Source organism: Luteimonas gilva (assembly GCF_005239095.1).
Lineage (GTDB): Bacteria > Pseudomonadota > Gammaproteobacteria > Xanthomonadales > Xanthomonadaceae > Luteimonas_C > Luteimonas_C gilva.
The window spans coordinates 1,077,814-1,092,488 of the sequence record NZ_SZUA01000002.1; the positions used below are offsets into that span (position 1 = coordinate 1,077,814).

Sequence of the window (14,675 nt, forward strand, 5' to 3'; positions counted from 1 at the left end):
AACGAGTGAAGCGAGTGCTTCTTCTCTATTTGCGGCCTTCCCAAAGCCGAACCCTCTCCCTGGCGCTTCGCGCCTTTCCCTCTCCCGTAAAAGGGAGAGGGACAAAGCGGATCAGTCGCGCTTGCGGCGCTCGCGCCAAGCGAGGAAAAGCGATAAAGCCAGCAACACGAACGAACCGATCAGCCATATCCAGGCGATCGCGTTCAACTGAAAATCGTTGCGATAAGCCTTGCCGTAGAACTGGGCCAAGCCGAGCACGGCGATGCCCAGGAACCAGAGGCTGAGCGCATAGCTCGGCCGTTGCGGCGAGCCCGTCATTGCCGGAGACGGTTCACAAGAACCGGTACATCACGTACGCGTCCACCGGCCCCAGTTGCGCGTGCCGGAACGCCTTCGGCAAAGTGCCGACGATCTCGAAGCCATGCCGCTGCCACAGCTTCACCGCGCCGGCATTGGTGCTGACGACGCAATTGAATTGCATCGCGACGAACCCCGCGCGCCGCGCCTCTTCCAGCGAGTGCTCGCACAGCAGCGCACCGATGCCGCGGCCGCGCACGGCCGAGGACACCATGTAGCTGCCGTTGGCGACGTGATCGCCCAGGCCGATTTGGTTGGGTGCCAGGCGATAGGCGCCCAGTACCTCACCGTCCGCTTCGGCGACGAAGCAGCGCGCCGGTTTCGTCGTCCACATATCCCGTCCCTGTTCGAAGCGCAGGTCGGGCGGGTAGGAATAGGTGTCGCCGCGGGCAACGATTTCCCGGAAGAACGGCCAGACGCGGTCGAATTCGTCCGCGCCGATTTCGCGGAACGTTACGTCGCCCGTCACCGGTCCGCTTCCGCATCGTCGGTCGCGACCACCCGCCCGCGCAACGAATTCGTCAGCGCTTCGGTGATCGTCACGTCCAAGAACTGCCCGATCAGCCGCGGGTGCCCCGGGAAATTCACCGAACGCATGTTCTCGGTCTTGCCGGTCAGCTCGTTCGGATTCTTTTTCGACGGACCTTCGACCAGCACCGACTGCACGCTGCCGACCATCTTCTTGGAGATCTCGGCCGAATGCGCATTGATGTGCGCCTGCAACCGCTCCAGCCGCGCGTGCTTCACCGCGTCCGGCGTGTCGTCTTCCAGATCGGCGGCCGGGGTGCCGGGGCGGCGCGAATAGATGAAAGAGAAGGACTGGTCGAAGCCGACGTCTTCGATCAGCTTCATGGTCTTGTCGAAGTCGGCATCGGTCTCGCCCGGGAAGCCGACGATGAAGTCGGACGAGACCGAAATGTCCGGCCGCACCGCGCGCAGCTTGCGGATCTTCTGCTTGAACTCCAAAGCGGTGTAGCCGCGCTTCATCGCCGACAGGATCCGATCGCTGCCGGCCTGCACCGGCAGATGCAGGTAATTGGCCAGTTGCGGCACGTCGCGATAGGCCTCGATCAGCGAGTCGGAGAATTCCAGCGGATGCGACGTGGTGAAGCGGATGCGGCCGATGCCTTCGATTTCGGCGATGGCGCGGATCAGCAATCCCAGGTCGGCGACTTCGCCCTCGCCGTACGGACCGCGGTAGGCGTTGACGTTCTGCCCGAGCAGGTTGATCTCGCGCACGCCTTTCGCGGCCAGTTGCGCGACTTCCACCAACACGTCCTCGAACGGCCGGCTGACCTCTTCGCCGCGGGTGTAGGGCACCACGCAGAAACTGCAGTATTTGCTGCAGCCTTCCATGATCGACACGAACGCGCTCGGGCCTTCGGCGCGCGGCTCGGGCAGGCGGTCGAACTTTTCGATTTCGGGGAAGCTGATGTCGACCTGCGGCTTGCCGGAGTCGCGGCGGGCGCGGATCAGTTCCGGCAGGCGGTGCAGCGTCTGCGGGCCGAACACCAGGTCGACATAAGGCGCGCGCTTGACGATGGCTTCGCCTTCCTGCGATGCGACGCAGCCGCCGACGCCGATAATCACCGGTTTGCCGTCGGCTTTGAGCGCCTTCCAGCGGCCGAGTTGGCTGAAGACTTTCTCCTGCGCCTTCTCGCGGATCGAGCAGGTGTTGACCAGGACCACGTCGGCTTCCTCGACGTTGTCGGTCAGCTCCAAGCCGTCGCTGGCGGCCAGCACGTCGGCCATCTTGGCCGAGTCGTACTCGTTCATCTGGCAACCGTGGGTCTTGATATAGAGCTTTTTCGCAACAGGCGAGCCTGTTGCGGGCTTGTCCTTAGCGGGCAGGGCAGTAGCACGCTCTTCGGCGGCCGGCGAAAGGATGTCGGTCATGGCAGTTCCGGGCGGCGGCGGTTAGTCCGTTCCGGATGGCGGGTGGAGAGGCCGAATAGTGTAGTCGGTCACGTCCCGGATGGCCCGCTGGATGCGTTTAACAATCAAGGGCTTGGCAACGGCGCCGGGAGGGGAGACACTCCGCGCGATGAAGGGGGCTAGGGGACTGACGCTGCTGATCTGCCTACTGGCGGCCGCTCCGGCCGTGGCCGGTACGGTCTACCGTTGCGACATGCCGGACGGCAGCCGCAGCTACGTCAGCAAGCGCCCGGCCGGCGCGCGATGCACCGCGGTCGGCCACTCCGGCGGTTCTTCGTCCAAAGTCAGGAAGGATCCCGCGGTCGCTTCATGGCTGCCGCCGAAGGCCGCGGTCGGCAGCGCGACGGCGCCCGCCACGGTGGCGGGATCGCCGGCTTCGGGCGCCGCGCCGGCATTGACGGCGTCGACCATCGCACCCGCGGCGGCTTCGACGCCGACGCGCAGCGGCCCGCGCCTAAACGCCGGCACCACCTACTGCTATCGCTCCGGCGGCGTGCTCAACTGCAAACCCTACGCGCCGCGCGGCATTCCGCTGGCTTCGGTGCGCAGGATCACCTACAGCTTCATGGAGACCTGCTTCGCCTGCGGCGCCCGGCCCGGGGTCAACTTCGGCACGCTGCGCTTGAACACCGCGGCCTACCAGCAGGAGATCAGCAACGCGGCGCGCGAATTCGGCGTCGAGGAAGCGATCGTCCGCGCCATCATCCACGCCGAGTCCGCGTTCAATCCGAACGCGTTGTCGCGGGTCGGCGCGCAAGGCCTGATGCAGTTGATGCCGGCCACCGCGCGCCGCTTCGGCGTGGGCAACGCCTTCGACGCCGGCCAGAACATCCGCGGTGGCGTGCAATACCTGGCTTGGCTGCTGAAGCGCTTCAACGGCGACCTGACCTTGGCCGCGGCCGGCTACAACGCCGGCGAGGGCGCGGTGGACAAATACCGGGGCGTGCCGCCCTACAGCGAAACCCAGCGCTACGTGCAGCGGGTCGGCGTGCTGGCCGAGCGCTATCGCGGCGGCGTGGCGAAACAATAGCCAGGGTCGGCGAGCCTTCGCAGAGCGGGCTTTTGTAGGAGCGGCTTTAGCCGCGAGCTTTTCCCATATTCCTGCGGCCTGAAGATAAGAGCTCGCGGCTAAAGCCGCTCCCACAAAGGCCGTCGCTGCGCGGGATCGGGGCCTAGAGAGCCCCGCAAACCGCTCTAGACCGCCGAAACGTTGTCGGGCGATTCAGCGTTCCGTTACACTTTGCCGTCTTTTGCGGCCGTTCCGGGATACGGGCCGGGCCGCGGCAGCCAGATAGCTACCAATCGTTTTTTGCGGAGTTCCGGATGTCCAACGATGGGGTCAAGGGTCCCGAAAACCTGGGCCGACGCAGGTTCCTGACCGCGACCACGGCCGTGGTCGGCGCGGTAGGCGCCGGGTTCGTGGCGGTACCGTTCATCAAGTCATGGCTGCCCAGCGCCAAGGCCAAACTGGCCGGCGCGCCGGTCACCGCCGATATCAGCGCTTTGCAGGAAGGCCAACGCCTGGTCCTGGAATGGCGCGGCCAGCCGATCTGGATCGTCAAGCGCTCCAAGCAGATGCTGGAAGTGCTGCCGACCCTGGATCCGCGTCTGGCCGATCCCAAGTCCAGCACCGATCAGCAGCCGGCGTACACCAAGAACGAGCTGCGCTCGATCAAGCCGGAAATTTCGGTGCTGGTCGGCCTGTGCACGCACCTGGGCTGCGCGCCGGAAATGGTCGCCGAGATCAAACCCGAGCCGTTCGATCCGGAGTGGAAGGGCGGCTACTTCTGCCCTTGCCACAAGTCGCGCTTCGACATGGCCGGCCGCGTCTTCGCCGGCGTGCCCGCGCCGATCAACCTGCTGGTGCCGCCGCACCACTACGAAAACGACACCACGATCGTCATCGGTGTCGATCCGACGGGGGCCGCGTAAGCCATGGCGAACATCCTGACGCGTACCGCCAACAACGTGATGGACTGGGTCAACGCGCGCGCGCCCGGCATGATGCCGGTCTACCGCAAGCACATGACCGAGTACTACGCGCCGAAGAACTTCAACTTCTGGTACTACATGGGCTCGCTGGCGTTGCTGGTGCTGGTCAACCAGATCGTCACCGGCATCTTCTTGACGATGCACTTCAAGCCGTCCGCGGCCGAAGCGTTCTCGTCGGTCGAATACATCATGCGCGACGTGGAATGGGGCTGGCTGATCCGGTACATGCACAGCACCGGCGCCTCGCTGTTCTTCATCGTGGTCTACCTGCACATGTTCCGCGGGCTGATGTACGGCTCCTACCAGAAGCCGCGCGAGCTGGTGTGGATCCTGGGCATGGTGATCTACCTGGTGCTGATGGCCGAAGCCTTCATGGGCTATGTGCTGCCCTGGGGCCAGATGTCGTTCTGGGGCGCGAAGGTGATCATCTCGCTGTTCGGCGCGATCCCGGTGATCGGCAACGGCCTGACCGAGTGGATCATGGGCGACTACCTGCCCGGCGACGCCACCCTCAACCGTTTCTTCGCCCTGCACGTGATCGCGCTGCCGCTGGTGCTGCTGCTGCTGGTGGTGCTGCATCTGGGCGCGCTGCACGAAGTCGGTTCGAACAACCCGGACGGCGTCGACATCAAGAAGGGGCCGAAGGGCAACCGCTGGGATGCGAACAAGCCGGCCGACGGCATCCCGTTCCATCCGTACTACACGGTCAAGGATCTGGTGGGCGTCGGCTTCTTCCTGGTGCTGGCCGCCTTCATCATCTTCTTCGAGCCGACCTTCGGCGGCTGGTTCCTGGAGCACGACAACTTCACCGAGGCCAACCGCCTGGTGACGCCGGAGCACATCAAGCCGGTGTGGTACTTCACCCCGTACTACGCCATGTTGCGCGTGGTGCCGTCGTTCTTCGCGATCAAGCTGTGGGGCGTGCTGGTGATGTTCGCCGCGATCGCGGTGCTGTTCCTGGTGCCGTGGCTGGACAAGAGCCCGGTCAAGTCCTACCGCTACCGCGGCAAGCTGTCGTGGGCGATGCTGCTGATGTTCGCGGTGTGCTTCCTGTGGCTGGGGAAGATCGGCGCGGGCCCGGGTACGGATCCGGTCGAGACCATCATCGGCCGCGTGCTCACCTTCCTGTACTTCGTGTTCTTCATCACCATGCCGCTGTGGACCAAGTTCGACAAGACCAAGCCGGTGCCGGAACGGGTGACGATGCATGACTAACAGCGCCCAGAACCCTTCGTACAGCCAGCCCTTCCGGAAGAACGCCCTCGTGAAGAAGCTCGCCATTTTCGCCGCCGGCCTGATGGTCTCGTTCGCCGCCGCCGCCGCCGAGCACGGCGATCTGCAGCAGTCCGGCACCGATCTGGGCGACCGCGCGTCGCTGCAGCGCGGCGCGCAGCTGTACATGAACTACTGCTCCGGCTGCCATTCGCTGAAATACCTGCGCTATTCGCGCATGGCAGAGGACCTGGGCCTCACCGAAGACGAGGTGATGAACAACCTCAACTTCACCGGCGCCAAGTTCGGCGAGCAGATCCTGGTGTCCATGCCGGCCGACGGCGCGGCCAAGTGGTTCGGCAAGATGCCGCCGGACCTGAGCCTAATCTCGCGCGTGCGCGGCAGCAACTGGATCTACACCTATCTGAAGTCGTTCTACGTGGACGAGAGCCGTCCGCTAGGCTGGAACAACAAGCTGTTCCCGAATGCGTCCATGCCGAATCCGTTGTGGCAGCTGCAAGGCTTGCAGCACGCCGAGTTCGGCAAGGCGGACGCGGGCGGCGATCGCCCGGTGGAGAAGCTGGTGATTCCGCAGCCGGGCACGCAGACGCCGGAGCAGTTCAACCAGACCGCGCGCGACATCGCCGCGTTCCTGGAATACGCCGGCGAGCCGGCCGCGCTCAAGCGCCAGGGCATCGGCGTGTGGGCGGTGCTGTTCCTGGCGCTGTTCACCTTCATCGCCTGGCTCCTGAAGCACGAATACTGGCGGGACGTCGAACACTAATGCGATTCCCTCGCAAGAGCCTGCACATCTATGTGCGGACTTTCCAAGAAAAGCGTCGCTTCGCCGATGCGCTCTTGGGCTTTGCGAGCAAGATGACGGCTGTCCGCAGCGTGCGGGCAGCGTTCGCTGGCAAAGGAGGGGTCGATGATGGCCGCCAGTCCGCGTATGCGTAACGCTTTGACGCTGTTCTCGTCCGTCGATGATGTGCTTTGCCACCGCGTGCGCCTGGTGCTGGCGGCGAAGGGCGTGACCTACGATTTCGTCCCGGTCGATCCGCAGAAGCCGCCGGAAGACCTGATCGACCTGAATCCATACCACTCGGTGCCGACCCTGGTCGAGCGCGAACTGGTGCTGTACGCGGCTTCGGTGGTCAGCGAATATCTGGACGAACGCTATCCGCATCCGCCGCTGATGCCGGTGGATCCGCTGTCGCGCGCGCGGCTGCGTCTGGCGATGCTGCGCATCGAGCACGATTGGGTGCCGCAAGTGCAGGCCATCCAACTAGGCAACAAGCAGCAGATCGAAGGCGCCCGCAAGCGGCTGAAGGAGCTGCTCACCGCTTCGGTGCCGCTGTTCAAGGCCAGCAAGTTCTTCCTCAACCCCGAAATGAGCCTGGCCGACTGCGCTATGGCGCCGATCATCTGGCGCCTGGACTCGTTGGGCATCCCGTTGCCGAAGGACGGCAAGGTGATCGAGGACTACGGCAACCGCATCTTCCGCAACCCGGGCTTCATCCGCAGCCTGACCGACGAAGAGAAGAAATTGCGGGAAGTTCCGATGTAAGGAGAAACTAGTGAAGAGAAACCAGAAACGAGTGAAAGCATGTCGCCGCGACTCGTTCCTAGTTCCTAACCTCTAGTTCCTGTTACACGTTCAACGCTATGAGCGAAGACGCGCCCCGCATGACCAGCCACCGTCCGTACCTGCTGCGGGCGCTGTACGAGTGGATCGCCGACAATGGCATGACCGCGCATCTGCTGGTCGACGCGACCCATGCCGGCGTGCAGGTCCCGCCCAGCGCGGTCAAGGAAGGCAAGGTCGTGCTGAACATCGCCGCGCGCGCGGTGGCCGGACTCGAGCTCGGCAACGAGGCGGTGAGCTTCACCGCGCGCTTCGGCGGCGTCAGTCAACAAGTATGGGTGCCGGTCGCCGCGGTGTTGGCGATCTATGCGCGAGAAACCGGGCAGGGCATGGCCTTGCCGGAAGACGTGGGCGGTCCCGCGCCGGACGACGAACCGCCTTCGCCGCCTTCGCCGGAAGACGACCCGGCCGCCAAACGCGCGCATCTGCGCGTCGTCAAATAGCCGCTCCCACAAAATGCCAAAGCGGGGATGTCAGTGCAGGGTTTCGTACTCGGGCAGCGGCCCGCTAAAGGAAACCAACTCGCCCCCGCGCAGCACCAGCCGGCCGACGTGGCGGTCGCTGCCGTCGCGCGAATAATCGAAACGGAAGCTGCGTTCGAACCCCAGCCAACCGTTGCGGCCGCGACGCAGGCGGATGCCGGTGGCGTGCACCGACTGGTCTAGCCATTGCACGTTCGCGGCGCGGCAGGCCTCGCGGCCCAGGGTTTCGGCGCGCTCGGCCGCGGCCCGCGCGCTGTTCCATAGGGCGAGGCCGATCGCGACGGCGATCATCAGCAGGAGCGGCAAGCTGGACATGATGGTCAGGTGCGGCCGAGGAACCGGTTTCGCAAGTATCGTCGGTTCGCGGCGGCTTTGTAGAGCGGAGCTTGCTCCGCTGCTCTTTGGCCCGGTCCACTAAAAGCAGCGGAGCAAGCTCCGCTCTACAAAGCCTAAAACGGTTGGGTTTGGGTAGGCGCGGGCTGCACAGGCGCGGGCTGCACAGGTGCGGGTTGCACAGGTGCGGGTTGCACAGGTGCGGGTTGCACAGGTGCGGGTTGCACAGGTGCGGGTTGCGCAGGCGCGGGTTGCGCAGGCATGCCTGTCGCCGTAGTCGGGTAATCGGCTGCGGGCTTGAGCTTCAACAGCACCGCCCAGTTCTGCCGATTGAAGTCGCAGGCGGCTTCGTTGCTGGGGCTGCAGGCGGCGGAATAGCTGCCCGAATCGCCGTCTTCGTAGCCCGACATCGACACCGGCCGCGGCAGCACCGCGCGTCCCTGCACGTCTAGCTTGAGTTTGCGCATGGTGACGCCGTTGAACACGTTGCCGCCGATCGTGCGCAGTTCGCGGTCCCGGCCGACCACGATGTCGCAATGGCTCGCCAACGAACCGCCGTTGGCGTTCAAGCGCGCGGTCAGGCCTTCGAAACCGTAGACCGAGCCGTTGCCGCGCACGAAGCACAGCAGATCGCCGGGGTCGGCGCGCTGCGTCGCCGGATCGGCGTAGTAATAGGGGCCGCCGGAATCGACGTTGAAAGCCTGGCGGATGTAGTCGTAATGCCGCGGCGAAGCGCGGAACCCGGGCACGCGCGCCTGCACCATCACGTAAGAGACGAATGCCGCCGACCATGCGTTGTCGACGATAAAGGCCCGGCACTCGGCCTTGCCTTGCGCGAATCCGGTCGGGAACTGGCAAGCGTAGGCGCCGGGGATATTGCTTTGCGACATCTCGTACAGCGTGCCGCTGTTGCGCCAATAGCCCAGCACGCGCTGCCAAGCTTCGGTGCCGTCGGCGAGCAGCGAATTTTCGGCTTCGGATACGCGATAGCTCGCCAGCCGGCCGTTGGCGTCGATGAAGGGCTGGTACCACATCGCGTGTTCGCGCAGCGCCACGGCGACGATGCGCTGCGCGGTGGAACCGGACAAATTCAAGGGCGGCACCGGCGTGCGCGGCGGCGGTTTGGAAACTGGCGCCTGCACCGGCGGCGTCGGCGGCGGCTTGCGCACGTTCGAACCGCAAGCGGCCGCCAGTAGTGCGAACGTCGCCGCGACAAGGCCTCCCCGTTTCATCTCCATCCCGTGCCGCTCCTTTGAGATTGCGCCGATGGTGGCAAAAGCCACTGCGAAAGCCAGGTGAATCGACGATAGCGCGCCCGAATCAGTTCCGATCCGGCGGTGGCCCGAGCTTCAGCGACAGGTCGATCGCCTGCACATGCTTGGTCAACGCGCCGATGGAGACGCAGTCCACGCCGTCCTCGGCGATCGCGCGCACCCCGGCCAGATCGACGCCGCCGGATACCTCCAAAGGAATACGTCCCGCGGCGATGCGTACGGCCATGCGCCGGGTCGGCGCATCGAAATCGTCGATGAGGATGCGTTCGCAGCCTTCGGCCAAAGCCTCTTCCAATTGCGCCAGCGTTTCGACTTCCACGATCAGCGGCAACTCCGGATGCATCGCCCGCGCGGCGCGGATCGCCGCGGTCAACCCGCCGGCGGCGCGGACGTGGTTCTCCTTCAGCATCACGGCGTCGTACAGCCCTATCCGGTGATTGACGCCGCCGCCGACGCGCACCGCGTATTTCTGCGCCAGGCGCAGGCCGGGCAGGGTTTTGCGCGTGTCAAGGATCTGCGCTTTCGTGCCGCGCACCGCGTCGACGTAGGCGGCGGTGGCCGTGGCGGTGCCGCTCAGCGTCTGCAGGAAATTCAGCGACGCGCGCTCGGCGCTGACCAGGCTGCGCGCGCGGCCTTGCAAGGTCGCCAATACCGTGCCTTTCGCGGCGCGATCGCCTTCTTCGATGCGCCAATCGATGCGCACGTCCGGATCCAGCGCGCGGTGGCAGGCGTCGAACCAAGGGCGTCCCGCGATCACCGCGTCCTGTTTGCACAACAGATAGGCCGCATCGGCGACATCGGGCAGCAGCGCCGCGGTGACGTCGCCTTTACCCAGGTCCTCGGCCAATGCGCGCGCGACGTCGGCTTGGATCGCAGTAGCCGGCGGCGGGTCGAAGCGGCCGCTCATGCGCCCGGGAAGCCGTCGATCTGCGCGGTGGCGATGCCTTCTTCGACCAGCAGCACGGGGATGCCGTCGTCGAGGCGGTAGACGGTCTTGCGGTCGCGGGTGACCAGCGCCTCGCGGATCGCCTCCGATTGCGCGGAACCGTCGTTGCGCTTCAAGCCGCCCGCGGCGACGCCGCGGTTCAAGGCGTCCAGGCCGCTCTTGTCGAGCAGGGCCAGGGGTTGCCGGTTGGCGGGGCAGACGAGGATGTCGAGCAATTTCCGGTCCATGGGCGGTGCCGTGAAGACGTGGGGCCGGTAGAATACGTCTTTGCGACTGGGGACGACCATGTCCGGCCAATCTAACCGCCCGCTCGTCGGCATCGTGATGGGCTCCCGCTCCGATTGGGAAACGATGCAGCACGCCGCGCAGAAGCTGGAAGCGCTCGGCGTTCCGCACGAAGTGCGCGTGGTGTCGGCGCACCGCACGCCCGACGTCCTGTTCGAATACTCCGCCACCGCGGCGCAGCGCGGCCTGCGCGCGATCATCGCCGGCGCCGGCGGCGCGGCGCATCTGCCGGGCATGCTGGCCGCGAAGACCGCAGTACCGGTGCTGGGCGTGCCGGTGCAGTCGAAAGCGCTGAACGGTTTGGATTCGCTGCTGTCGATCGTGCAAATGCCCGCCGGCATTCCGGTGGCCACGTTCGCGATCGGCCAGGCCGGCGCGTCGAATGCGGCGCTGTTCGCCGCGGCGATGCTGGCTTCGGATCACGCGGACATCGCTACGGCGCTCGATGCGTTCCGCAAGCGCCAGACCGACGAGGTCGCCCAGAACGACGATCCTCGCAAATGACGACGGTCGGCATCCTCGGCGGCGGGCAGCTGGCCCGCATGCTCGCGCTTTCCGGCGCGCCGCTGGGCCTGCGTTTCCTGGTGATGGACACCGCGGCGGACGCATGCGCGGGCCAGTTCGTGCCGATGGTGGTGGGCGACTATCGCGACGAAGCCGCGTTGGCCGAATTCGCGTCGCGGGTCGACGTGGCCACTTTCGATTTCGAGAACGTGCCGGCCGAAAGCGCGCAATGGCTGAGCGAGCGCGTGCCGGTGTTCCCGAATCCGCGCGCGCTCGGCGTCGCGCAGGATCGGCTGGCGGAAAAAACCTTGTTCCGCGAACTCGGCATTCCCGTGCCGGATTTCGCCGATATCGCCACGCGCGCAGCGCTGGACGAGGGCATCTCCCGCATCGGCGTGCCGTGCATCCTGAAGACGCGGCGGCTGGGTTACGACGGCAAAGGCCAGTTCCGGATCAAGTCGGCCGCGGACGTCGATGCGGCATGGCAAGCGCTCGGCGCGCAGGCGCAGACGGTCGGATTGATCCTGGAAGCTTTCGTGCCGTTCGAACGCGAATTGAGCGTGGTCGCCGTGCGCTCGCGCGACGGCGAATTCCGGGCTTGGCCGCTCACCGAGAATTGGCACGTCGACGGCGTGCTGTCGGCGAGTTTGGCGCCGGCGCAAGCTTCGTCCGAGCTCGCCGATACCGCTTTCGGCTATGCGCGGAAACTCGCCGAGGCCTTGGATTACGTCGGCGTGTTCGCACTGGAGCTGTTCTGCCGCGATGGACAATTATTGGCCAACGAGCTGGCCCCGCGCGTGCACAACTCCGGGCACTGGACCATCGAAGGCGCCGAGACTTCGCAATTCGAAAACCACCTGCGCGCCGTGCTCGGCCTGCCGCTGGGCGATACGCGCATGCTGGGCCACGCCTGCATGCTCAACTGGGTAGGCGAATTGCCCGATGCGGCGCCGGTGCTGCGCGAACCGGGCGGGCATTGGCACGATTACGGCAAGTCGCCGCGCGCCGGGCGCAAGGTGGGGCATGCGACGTTGCGGGCGGATTCGGCCGAAGGGATTACGCGAGCATTGCGGCGCGTGGGAGCTGGCTTGAAACGCGAAAGCCAGGTCGATCCCGTCGTCGCCCGCATCGCGGGTGCTTTGTAGAGCGGAGCTTGCTCCGCTGCTCTTGCTTCATCAGCGCGGTGATCGAAAAGCAGCGGAGCAAGCTCCGCTCTACAAAGCGAGGGTAGTGCGACGGAACCGGCTTACCCTCACCCAACCCTCTCCCGCGAGCGGGAGAGGGCACTAAACGGCATCGCGACTTATTTCAGGTTCGACGCGACGAAATCCCAGTTCACCAGATTCCAGAACGCCTCGACGTACTTCGGCCGCGCGTTGCGGTAGTCGATGTAGTAGGCGTGCTCCCACACGTCGCAGGTCAGCAGCGGGGTGTCTTCGCCGGTGAGCGGGGTGGCGGCGTTCGGGGTGCTGGCCAGGGCCAGCGAGCCGTCCGGGCGCTGCACCAGCCAGCCCCAGCCCGAACCGAAGGTGCCGATCGCGGTCTTGGTGAATTCTTCCTTGAAGCGGGCGAAATCGCCGAAGGCCTTGTTGATGGCCTCGGCCAGCTTGCCGGTCGGTTCGCCGCCGCCGAGCGGCTTGAGGCACTTCCAGTAGAAGCTGTGGTTCCAGACCTGGGCCGCGTTGTTGAACATGCCGCCCTGGGACTTGCGGACGATGTCTTCCAGCGCCATATCGGCGAACTCCGTCCCCTCGATCAGCTTGTTGAGGTTGTCGACGTAAGTCTTGTGGTGCTTGCCGTAGTGGTAGTCCAGGGTTTCGCCGGAAATATGCGGTTCCAGGGCGGTGCGGTCGTAGGGCAGGGCGGGCAGTTCGATGGCCATGGCTGGACTCGGTTTGGGCTAGGCGGAGGAGGAAATCGGGCAGCGCAAGGCCGCCCGGGTCTAAAATGGCAGTTTAACCGACGGGCCCGACGGCCCGTCATGCAGGAGAAGGGCAATGTCCGTAATGGAGCGGATCCAGGCCGAAGTCGAAGGCCATCCGATCGTACTTTTCATGAAGGGGACGCCGCAGTTCCCGATGTGCGGCTTTTCCAGCCGCACGGTGCAAGCGCTGAAGGCCGCCGGCGTGGGCCAGATGCATACGGTCAACGTGCTGGAAGAGCCCGAGATCCGCGCCAACCTGCCGCGCTATTCCAATTGGCCGACGTTCCCGCAGTTGTTCATCAACGGCGAGCTGATCGGCGGCTGCGATATCGCCTTGGAACTGTACGAATCCGGCGAATTGGCGCGGATGGTGGCGGAGACCCAGCGCGCGTGAGCGCATCGCCCGCTCTCGCCGCCGAATCGGCTTTGGCCGGGCGCGTGGTGCTCGTCGCCGGCGCGTACGGCGGTTTGGGCGCGGCCGCGGCCAAAGCTTGCGCGCGCGCCGGAGCGACGCTGGTGCTGCTCGGCCGTCGCGTGCCGAAGTTGAATCGCATCTACGACGCCGTCGCCAAGGAAGGGGCCGAGCCGTTGCTGTATCCGCTGGATATGGAAGGCGCCGCGCCCGGCGATTACGCCGACATGGCCGAACGGGTCGATGCCGAGCTCGGCCGTCTCGACGGCGTGCTGCATTGCGCGGCCGAGTTCCGCGGCCTGACGCCGCTGTCGCACGCCGATCCGGCCGACGTGGCGCGCGCGCTGCACATCAACGCGACCGCGCCGTGCTGGCTCACCCAGGCCTGCTTGCCGCTGCTGACGCGCGCGCCGGATGCGTCGGTGGTGTTCGCGCTCGACGAACTCGCGCGCGTGGGCCAGGCGTACTGGGGCGGCTATGGCCTGGCCCAGCATGCGCGCGCGGCGCTCGTGGGCATGCTGCACGCGGAACTCGCCGGCACTTCGGTCCGCGTCGCCGGCTTGCAGCCCGGCCCGATGCGCACTTCGCTGCGCTCCACCGCTTACGCCGACGACAACGACCGCAGCGCGCGCGATCCCGACGCTTACGCCGAAGCCTGCGTGACGCTGCTGTCCGCGGCCGGGGCCGAACATCGCGGCCAAGTCTGGCGCGTGCGCGCATGACCATCGCCTCGGCCGCGCTGCTGCTGTTCCTGATCCTGGATCCGCTGGGCAACATCCCCGTGTTCCTCAGCCTGCTGCGCGGCATGCCCGCGCGGCGGCAGCGCATCGTGCTGGCGCGCGAGCTGTTGATCGCGCTGGGCGTGCTGATGCTGTTCCTGTGGTGCGGCAAGTACGCGCTGGAGGCGATGCACCTGCGTCAGGAGTCGGTATCGATCGCCGGCGGCATCGTCCTGTTCCTGATCGGTATCCGGATGATCTTCCCGCCGCCGGAAGGCCTGATGGGCGAAATCCCGGAAGGCGAGCCCTTCATCGTGCCGATGGCCATTCCCTTGGTCGCCGGCCCATCCGGCATGGCGGCGGTGATGCTGATGGGCAGCCAGGAACCCGACCGCATGGGCGCCTGGAGCTTCGCTCTGATCCTGGCCTGGGGCGCGACCGCCGCGATCCTGTTCTCGGCCACCTTGCTCTACAAATTGCTGGGCCGCCGCGCCCTGATCGCCCTCGAGCGGCTGATGGGCATGCTGCTGGTGGCCATCTCGGTGCAGATGCTGCTGGACGGCATCGCCGCCTACCTGCGTGTAAGCGCTTCCGCTTGATCTCCGCCACCGGCGGACAAGCACTTAGAGAACCTTGCTGAGCCTGCGTCCGAAGC

General features: G+C 65.9%; 19 protein-coding genes. 11 read left to right on the top strand and 8 right to left on the bottom strand.

Annotated elements, in window-relative coordinates; all coding sequences use genetic code 11:
* Positions 1-111: 111 nt before the first annotated feature.
* From FCE95_RS12935 to miaB, 3 genes are read right to left on the bottom strand one after another with little or no spacing between them, the layout of a single operon-like run.
* Entirely contained in the window at positions 112-318 is a 207-nt protein-coding gene (locus FCE95_RS12935) for a hypothetical protein (RefSeq protein WP_137267421.1), read from the bottom strand.
* 13 nt (positions 319-331) lie between these two features.
* Positions 332-826: a GNAT family N-acetyltransferase gene (locus FCE95_RS12940; protein ID WP_137267422.1), complete on the bottom strand. Its 495-nt coding sequence runs from the start codon at positions 824-826 to the stop codon at positions 332-334.
* Complete coding sequence (gene miaB, locus FCE95_RS12945; protein ID WP_189644746.1) at positions 823-2,253, bottom strand: tRNA (N6-isopentenyl adenosine(37)-C2)-methylthiotransferase MiaB; 1,431 nt, start codon at positions 2,251-2,253, stop codon at positions 823-825. Before miaB ends, FCE95_RS12940 begins: the two co-directional genes overlap by 4 nt.
* A gap of 148 nt (positions 2,254-2,401) precedes the next feature.
* Between miaB and FCE95_RS12950 the strand changes: the two genes are divergently transcribed.
* From FCE95_RS12950 to FCE95_RS12975, 6 genes are all read left to right on the top strand, one after another.
* On the top strand, positions 2,402-3,322 hold the full coding sequence (locus tag FCE95_RS12950) for a lytic transglycosylase domain-containing protein (RefSeq protein WP_137267423.1): 921 nt from the start codon (positions 2,402-2,404) through the stop codon (positions 3,320-3,322).
* A 293-nt stretch (positions 3,323-3,615) separates the two neighbouring features.
* Complete coding sequence (gene petA, locus FCE95_RS12955) at positions 3,616-4,224, top strand: ubiquinol-cytochrome c reductase iron-sulfur subunit (protein ID WP_137267424.1); 609 nt, start codon at positions 3,616-3,618, stop codon at positions 4,222-4,224.
* A 3-nt stretch (positions 4,225-4,227) separates the two neighbouring features.
* Entirely contained in the window at positions 4,228-5,499 is a 1,272-nt protein-coding gene (locus FCE95_RS12960; RefSeq protein ID WP_137267425.1) for a cytochrome b, read from the top strand.
* 82 nt (positions 5,500-5,581) lie between these two features.
* Complete coding sequence (locus tag FCE95_RS12965; RefSeq protein WP_137267600.1) at positions 5,582-6,280, top strand: cytochrome c1; 699 nt, start codon at positions 5,582-5,584, stop codon at positions 6,278-6,280.
* 147 nt (positions 6,281-6,427) lie between these two features.
* On the top strand, positions 6,428-7,063 hold the full coding sequence (locus tag FCE95_RS12970; protein ID WP_137267426.1) for a glutathione S-transferase N-terminal domain-containing protein: 636 nt from the start codon (positions 6,428-6,430) through the stop codon (positions 7,061-7,063).
* A gap of 98 nt (positions 7,064-7,161) precedes the next feature.
* On the top strand, positions 7,162-7,584 hold the full coding sequence (locus FCE95_RS12975) for a ClpXP protease specificity-enhancing factor (protein ID WP_137267427.1): 423 nt from the start codon (positions 7,162-7,164) through the stop codon (positions 7,582-7,584).
* Positions 7,585-7,614: 30 nt separating this feature from the next.
* Here the strand turns inward: FCE95_RS12975 and FCE95_RS12980 are convergent, their stop codons facing one another.
* The 4 genes from FCE95_RS12980 to FCE95_RS12995 all read right to left on the bottom strand — a co-directional run bounded on the left by FCE95_RS12980 (position 7,615) and on the right by FCE95_RS12995 (position 10,403).
* The gene (locus FCE95_RS12980) at positions 7,615-7,938 is read right to left on the bottom strand and encodes a DUF3301 domain-containing protein (protein ID WP_137267428.1); all 324 of its coding nucleotides are present in this window, start codon (positions 7,936-7,938) and stop codon (positions 7,615-7,617) included.
* A 134-nt stretch (positions 7,939-8,072) separates the two neighbouring features.
* Entirely contained in the window at positions 8,073-9,194 is a 1,122-nt protein-coding gene (locus FCE95_RS12985; protein ID WP_137267429.1) for a DUF2272 domain-containing protein, read from the bottom strand.
* Between the two features lie 82 nt (positions 9,195-9,276).
* Positions 9,277-10,137 (bottom strand): carboxylating nicotinate-nucleotide diphosphorylase, encoded by an 861-nt coding sequence (gene nadC, locus FCE95_RS12990; RefSeq protein ID WP_137267430.1) that lies wholly within the window; start codon positions 10,135-10,137, stop codon positions 9,277-9,279.
* A complete protein-coding gene (locus FCE95_RS12995; protein ID WP_137267431.1) occupies positions 10,134-10,403 on the bottom strand; it encodes a Trm112 family protein in 270 nt (89 codons plus the stop codon). The genes nadC and FCE95_RS12995 overlap by 4 nt, the downstream gene beginning before the upstream one ends.
* Before the next feature lie 58 nt (positions 10,404-10,461).
* Here FCE95_RS12995 and purE point away from each other — a divergent pair, with 58 nt between their 5' ends.
* The gene (gene purE / locus FCE95_RS13000) at positions 10,462-10,965 is read left to right on the top strand and encodes a 5-(carboxyamino)imidazole ribonucleotide mutase (RefSeq protein WP_137267432.1); all 504 of its coding nucleotides are present in this window, start codon (positions 10,462-10,464) and stop codon (positions 10,963-10,965) included.
* Positions 10,962-12,110 (top strand): 5-(carboxyamino)imidazole ribonucleotide synthase, encoded by a 1,149-nt coding sequence (locus tag FCE95_RS13005; RefSeq protein WP_137267433.1) that lies wholly within the window; start codon positions 10,962-10,964, stop codon positions 12,108-12,110. The genes purE and FCE95_RS13005 overlap by 4 nt, the downstream gene beginning before the upstream one ends.
* Positions 12,111-12,268: 158 nt before the next feature.
* Here the strand turns inward: FCE95_RS13005 and FCE95_RS13010 are convergent, their stop codons facing one another.
* Complete coding sequence (locus tag FCE95_RS13010) at positions 12,269-12,847, bottom strand: superoxide dismutase (RefSeq protein WP_137267434.1); 579 nt, start codon at positions 12,845-12,847, stop codon at positions 12,269-12,271.
* Between the two features lie 115 nt (positions 12,848-12,962).
* Here FCE95_RS13010 and grxD point away from each other — a divergent pair, with 115 nt between their 5' ends.
* From grxD to FCE95_RS13025, 3 genes are read left to right on the top strand one after another with little or no spacing between them, the layout of a single operon-like run.
* Positions 12,963-13,283 carry a Grx4 family monothiol glutaredoxin gene (gene grxD, locus FCE95_RS13015; RefSeq protein ID WP_137267435.1) on the top strand — a complete coding sequence of 107 codons (321 nt, stop codon included), beginning with the start codon at positions 12,963-12,965 and terminating at the stop codon, positions 13,281-13,283.
* Complete coding sequence (locus FCE95_RS13020; protein WP_223266887.1) at positions 13,280-14,023, top strand: SDR family NAD(P)-dependent oxidoreductase; 744 nt, start codon at positions 13,280-13,282, stop codon at positions 14,021-14,023. Before grxD ends, FCE95_RS13020 begins: the two co-directional genes overlap by 4 nt.
* Positions 14,020-14,619: a YhgN family NAAT transporter gene (locus FCE95_RS13025; RefSeq protein ID WP_137267436.1), complete on the top strand. Its 600-nt coding sequence runs from the start codon at positions 14,020-14,022 to the stop codon at positions 14,617-14,619. The genes FCE95_RS13020 and FCE95_RS13025 overlap by 4 nt, the downstream gene beginning before the upstream one ends.
* The last annotated feature ends 56 nt before the right edge of the window (positions 14,620-14,675 follow it).

What these genes read in the sequence shown, in the direction of transcription:
- FCE95_RS13025 (WP_137267436.1), top strand. Translation starts at nt 14,020, where the DNA reads ATGACCATCGCCTCGGCCGCGCTGCTGCTGTTCCTGATCCTGGATCCG.
- FCE95_RS12970 (WP_137267426.1), top strand. Translation starts at nt 6,428, where the DNA reads ATGGCCGCCAGTCCGCGTATGCGTAACGCTTTGACGCTGTTCTCGTCC.
- FCE95_RS12960 (WP_137267425.1), top strand. Translation starts at nt 4,228, where the DNA reads ATGGCGAACATCCTGACGCGTACCGCCAACAACGTGATGGACTGGGTC.
- grxD (WP_137267435.1), top strand. Translation starts at nt 12,963, where the DNA reads ATGTCCGTAATGGAGCGGATCCAGGCCGAAGTCGAAGGCCATCCGATC.
- FCE95_RS12965 (WP_137267600.1), top strand. Translation starts at nt 5,582, where the DNA reads ATGGTCTCGTTCGCCGCCGCCGCCGCCGAGCACGGCGATCTGCAGCAG.
- petA (WP_137267424.1), top strand. Translation starts at nt 3,616, where the DNA reads ATGTCCAACGATGGGGTCAAGGGTCCCGAAAACCTGGGCCGACGCAGG.
- FCE95_RS12975 (WP_137267427.1), top strand. Translation starts at nt 7,162, where the DNA reads ATGAGCGAAGACGCGCCCCGCATGACCAGCCACCGTCCGTACCTGCTG.
- FCE95_RS13005 (WP_137267433.1), top strand. Translation starts at nt 10,962, where the DNA reads ATGACGACGGTCGGCATCCTCGGCGGCGGGCAGCTGGCCCGCATGCTC.
- FCE95_RS12985 (WP_137267429.1), bottom strand. Translation starts at nt 9,194, where the DNA reads ATGGAGATGAAACGGGGAGGCCTTGTCGCGGCGACGTTCGCACTACTG.
- FCE95_RS12980 (WP_137267428.1), bottom strand. Translation starts at nt 7,938, where the DNA reads ATGTCCAGCTTGCCGCTCCTGCTGATGATCGCCGTCGCGATCGGCCTC.
- miaB (WP_189644746.1), bottom strand. Translation starts at nt 2,253, where the DNA reads ATGACCGACATCCTTTCGCCGGCCGCCGAAGAGCGTGCTACTGCCCTG.
- FCE95_RS12935 (WP_137267421.1), bottom strand. Translation starts at nt 318, where the DNA reads ATGACGGGCTCGCCGCAACGGCCGAGCTATGCGCTCAGCCTCTGGTTC.
- purE (WP_137267432.1), top strand. Translation starts at nt 10,462, where the DNA reads ATGTCCGGCCAATCTAACCGCCCGCTCGTCGGCATCGTGATGGGCTCC.
- FCE95_RS12950 (WP_137267423.1), top strand. Translation starts at nt 2,402, where the DNA reads ATGAAGGGGGCTAGGGGACTGACGCTGCTGATCTGCCTACTGGCGGCC.
- nadC (WP_137267430.1), bottom strand. Translation starts at nt 10,137, where the DNA reads ATGAGCGGCCGCTTCGACCCGCCGCCGGCTACTGCGATCCAAGCCGAC.
- FCE95_RS13010 (WP_137267434.1), bottom strand. Translation starts at nt 12,847, where the DNA reads ATGGCCATCGAACTGCCCGCCCTGCCCTACGACCGCACCGCCCTGGAA.
- FCE95_RS12995 (WP_137267431.1), bottom strand. Translation starts at nt 10,403, where the DNA reads ATGGACCGGAAATTGCTCGACATCCTCGTCTGCCCCGCCAACCGGCAA.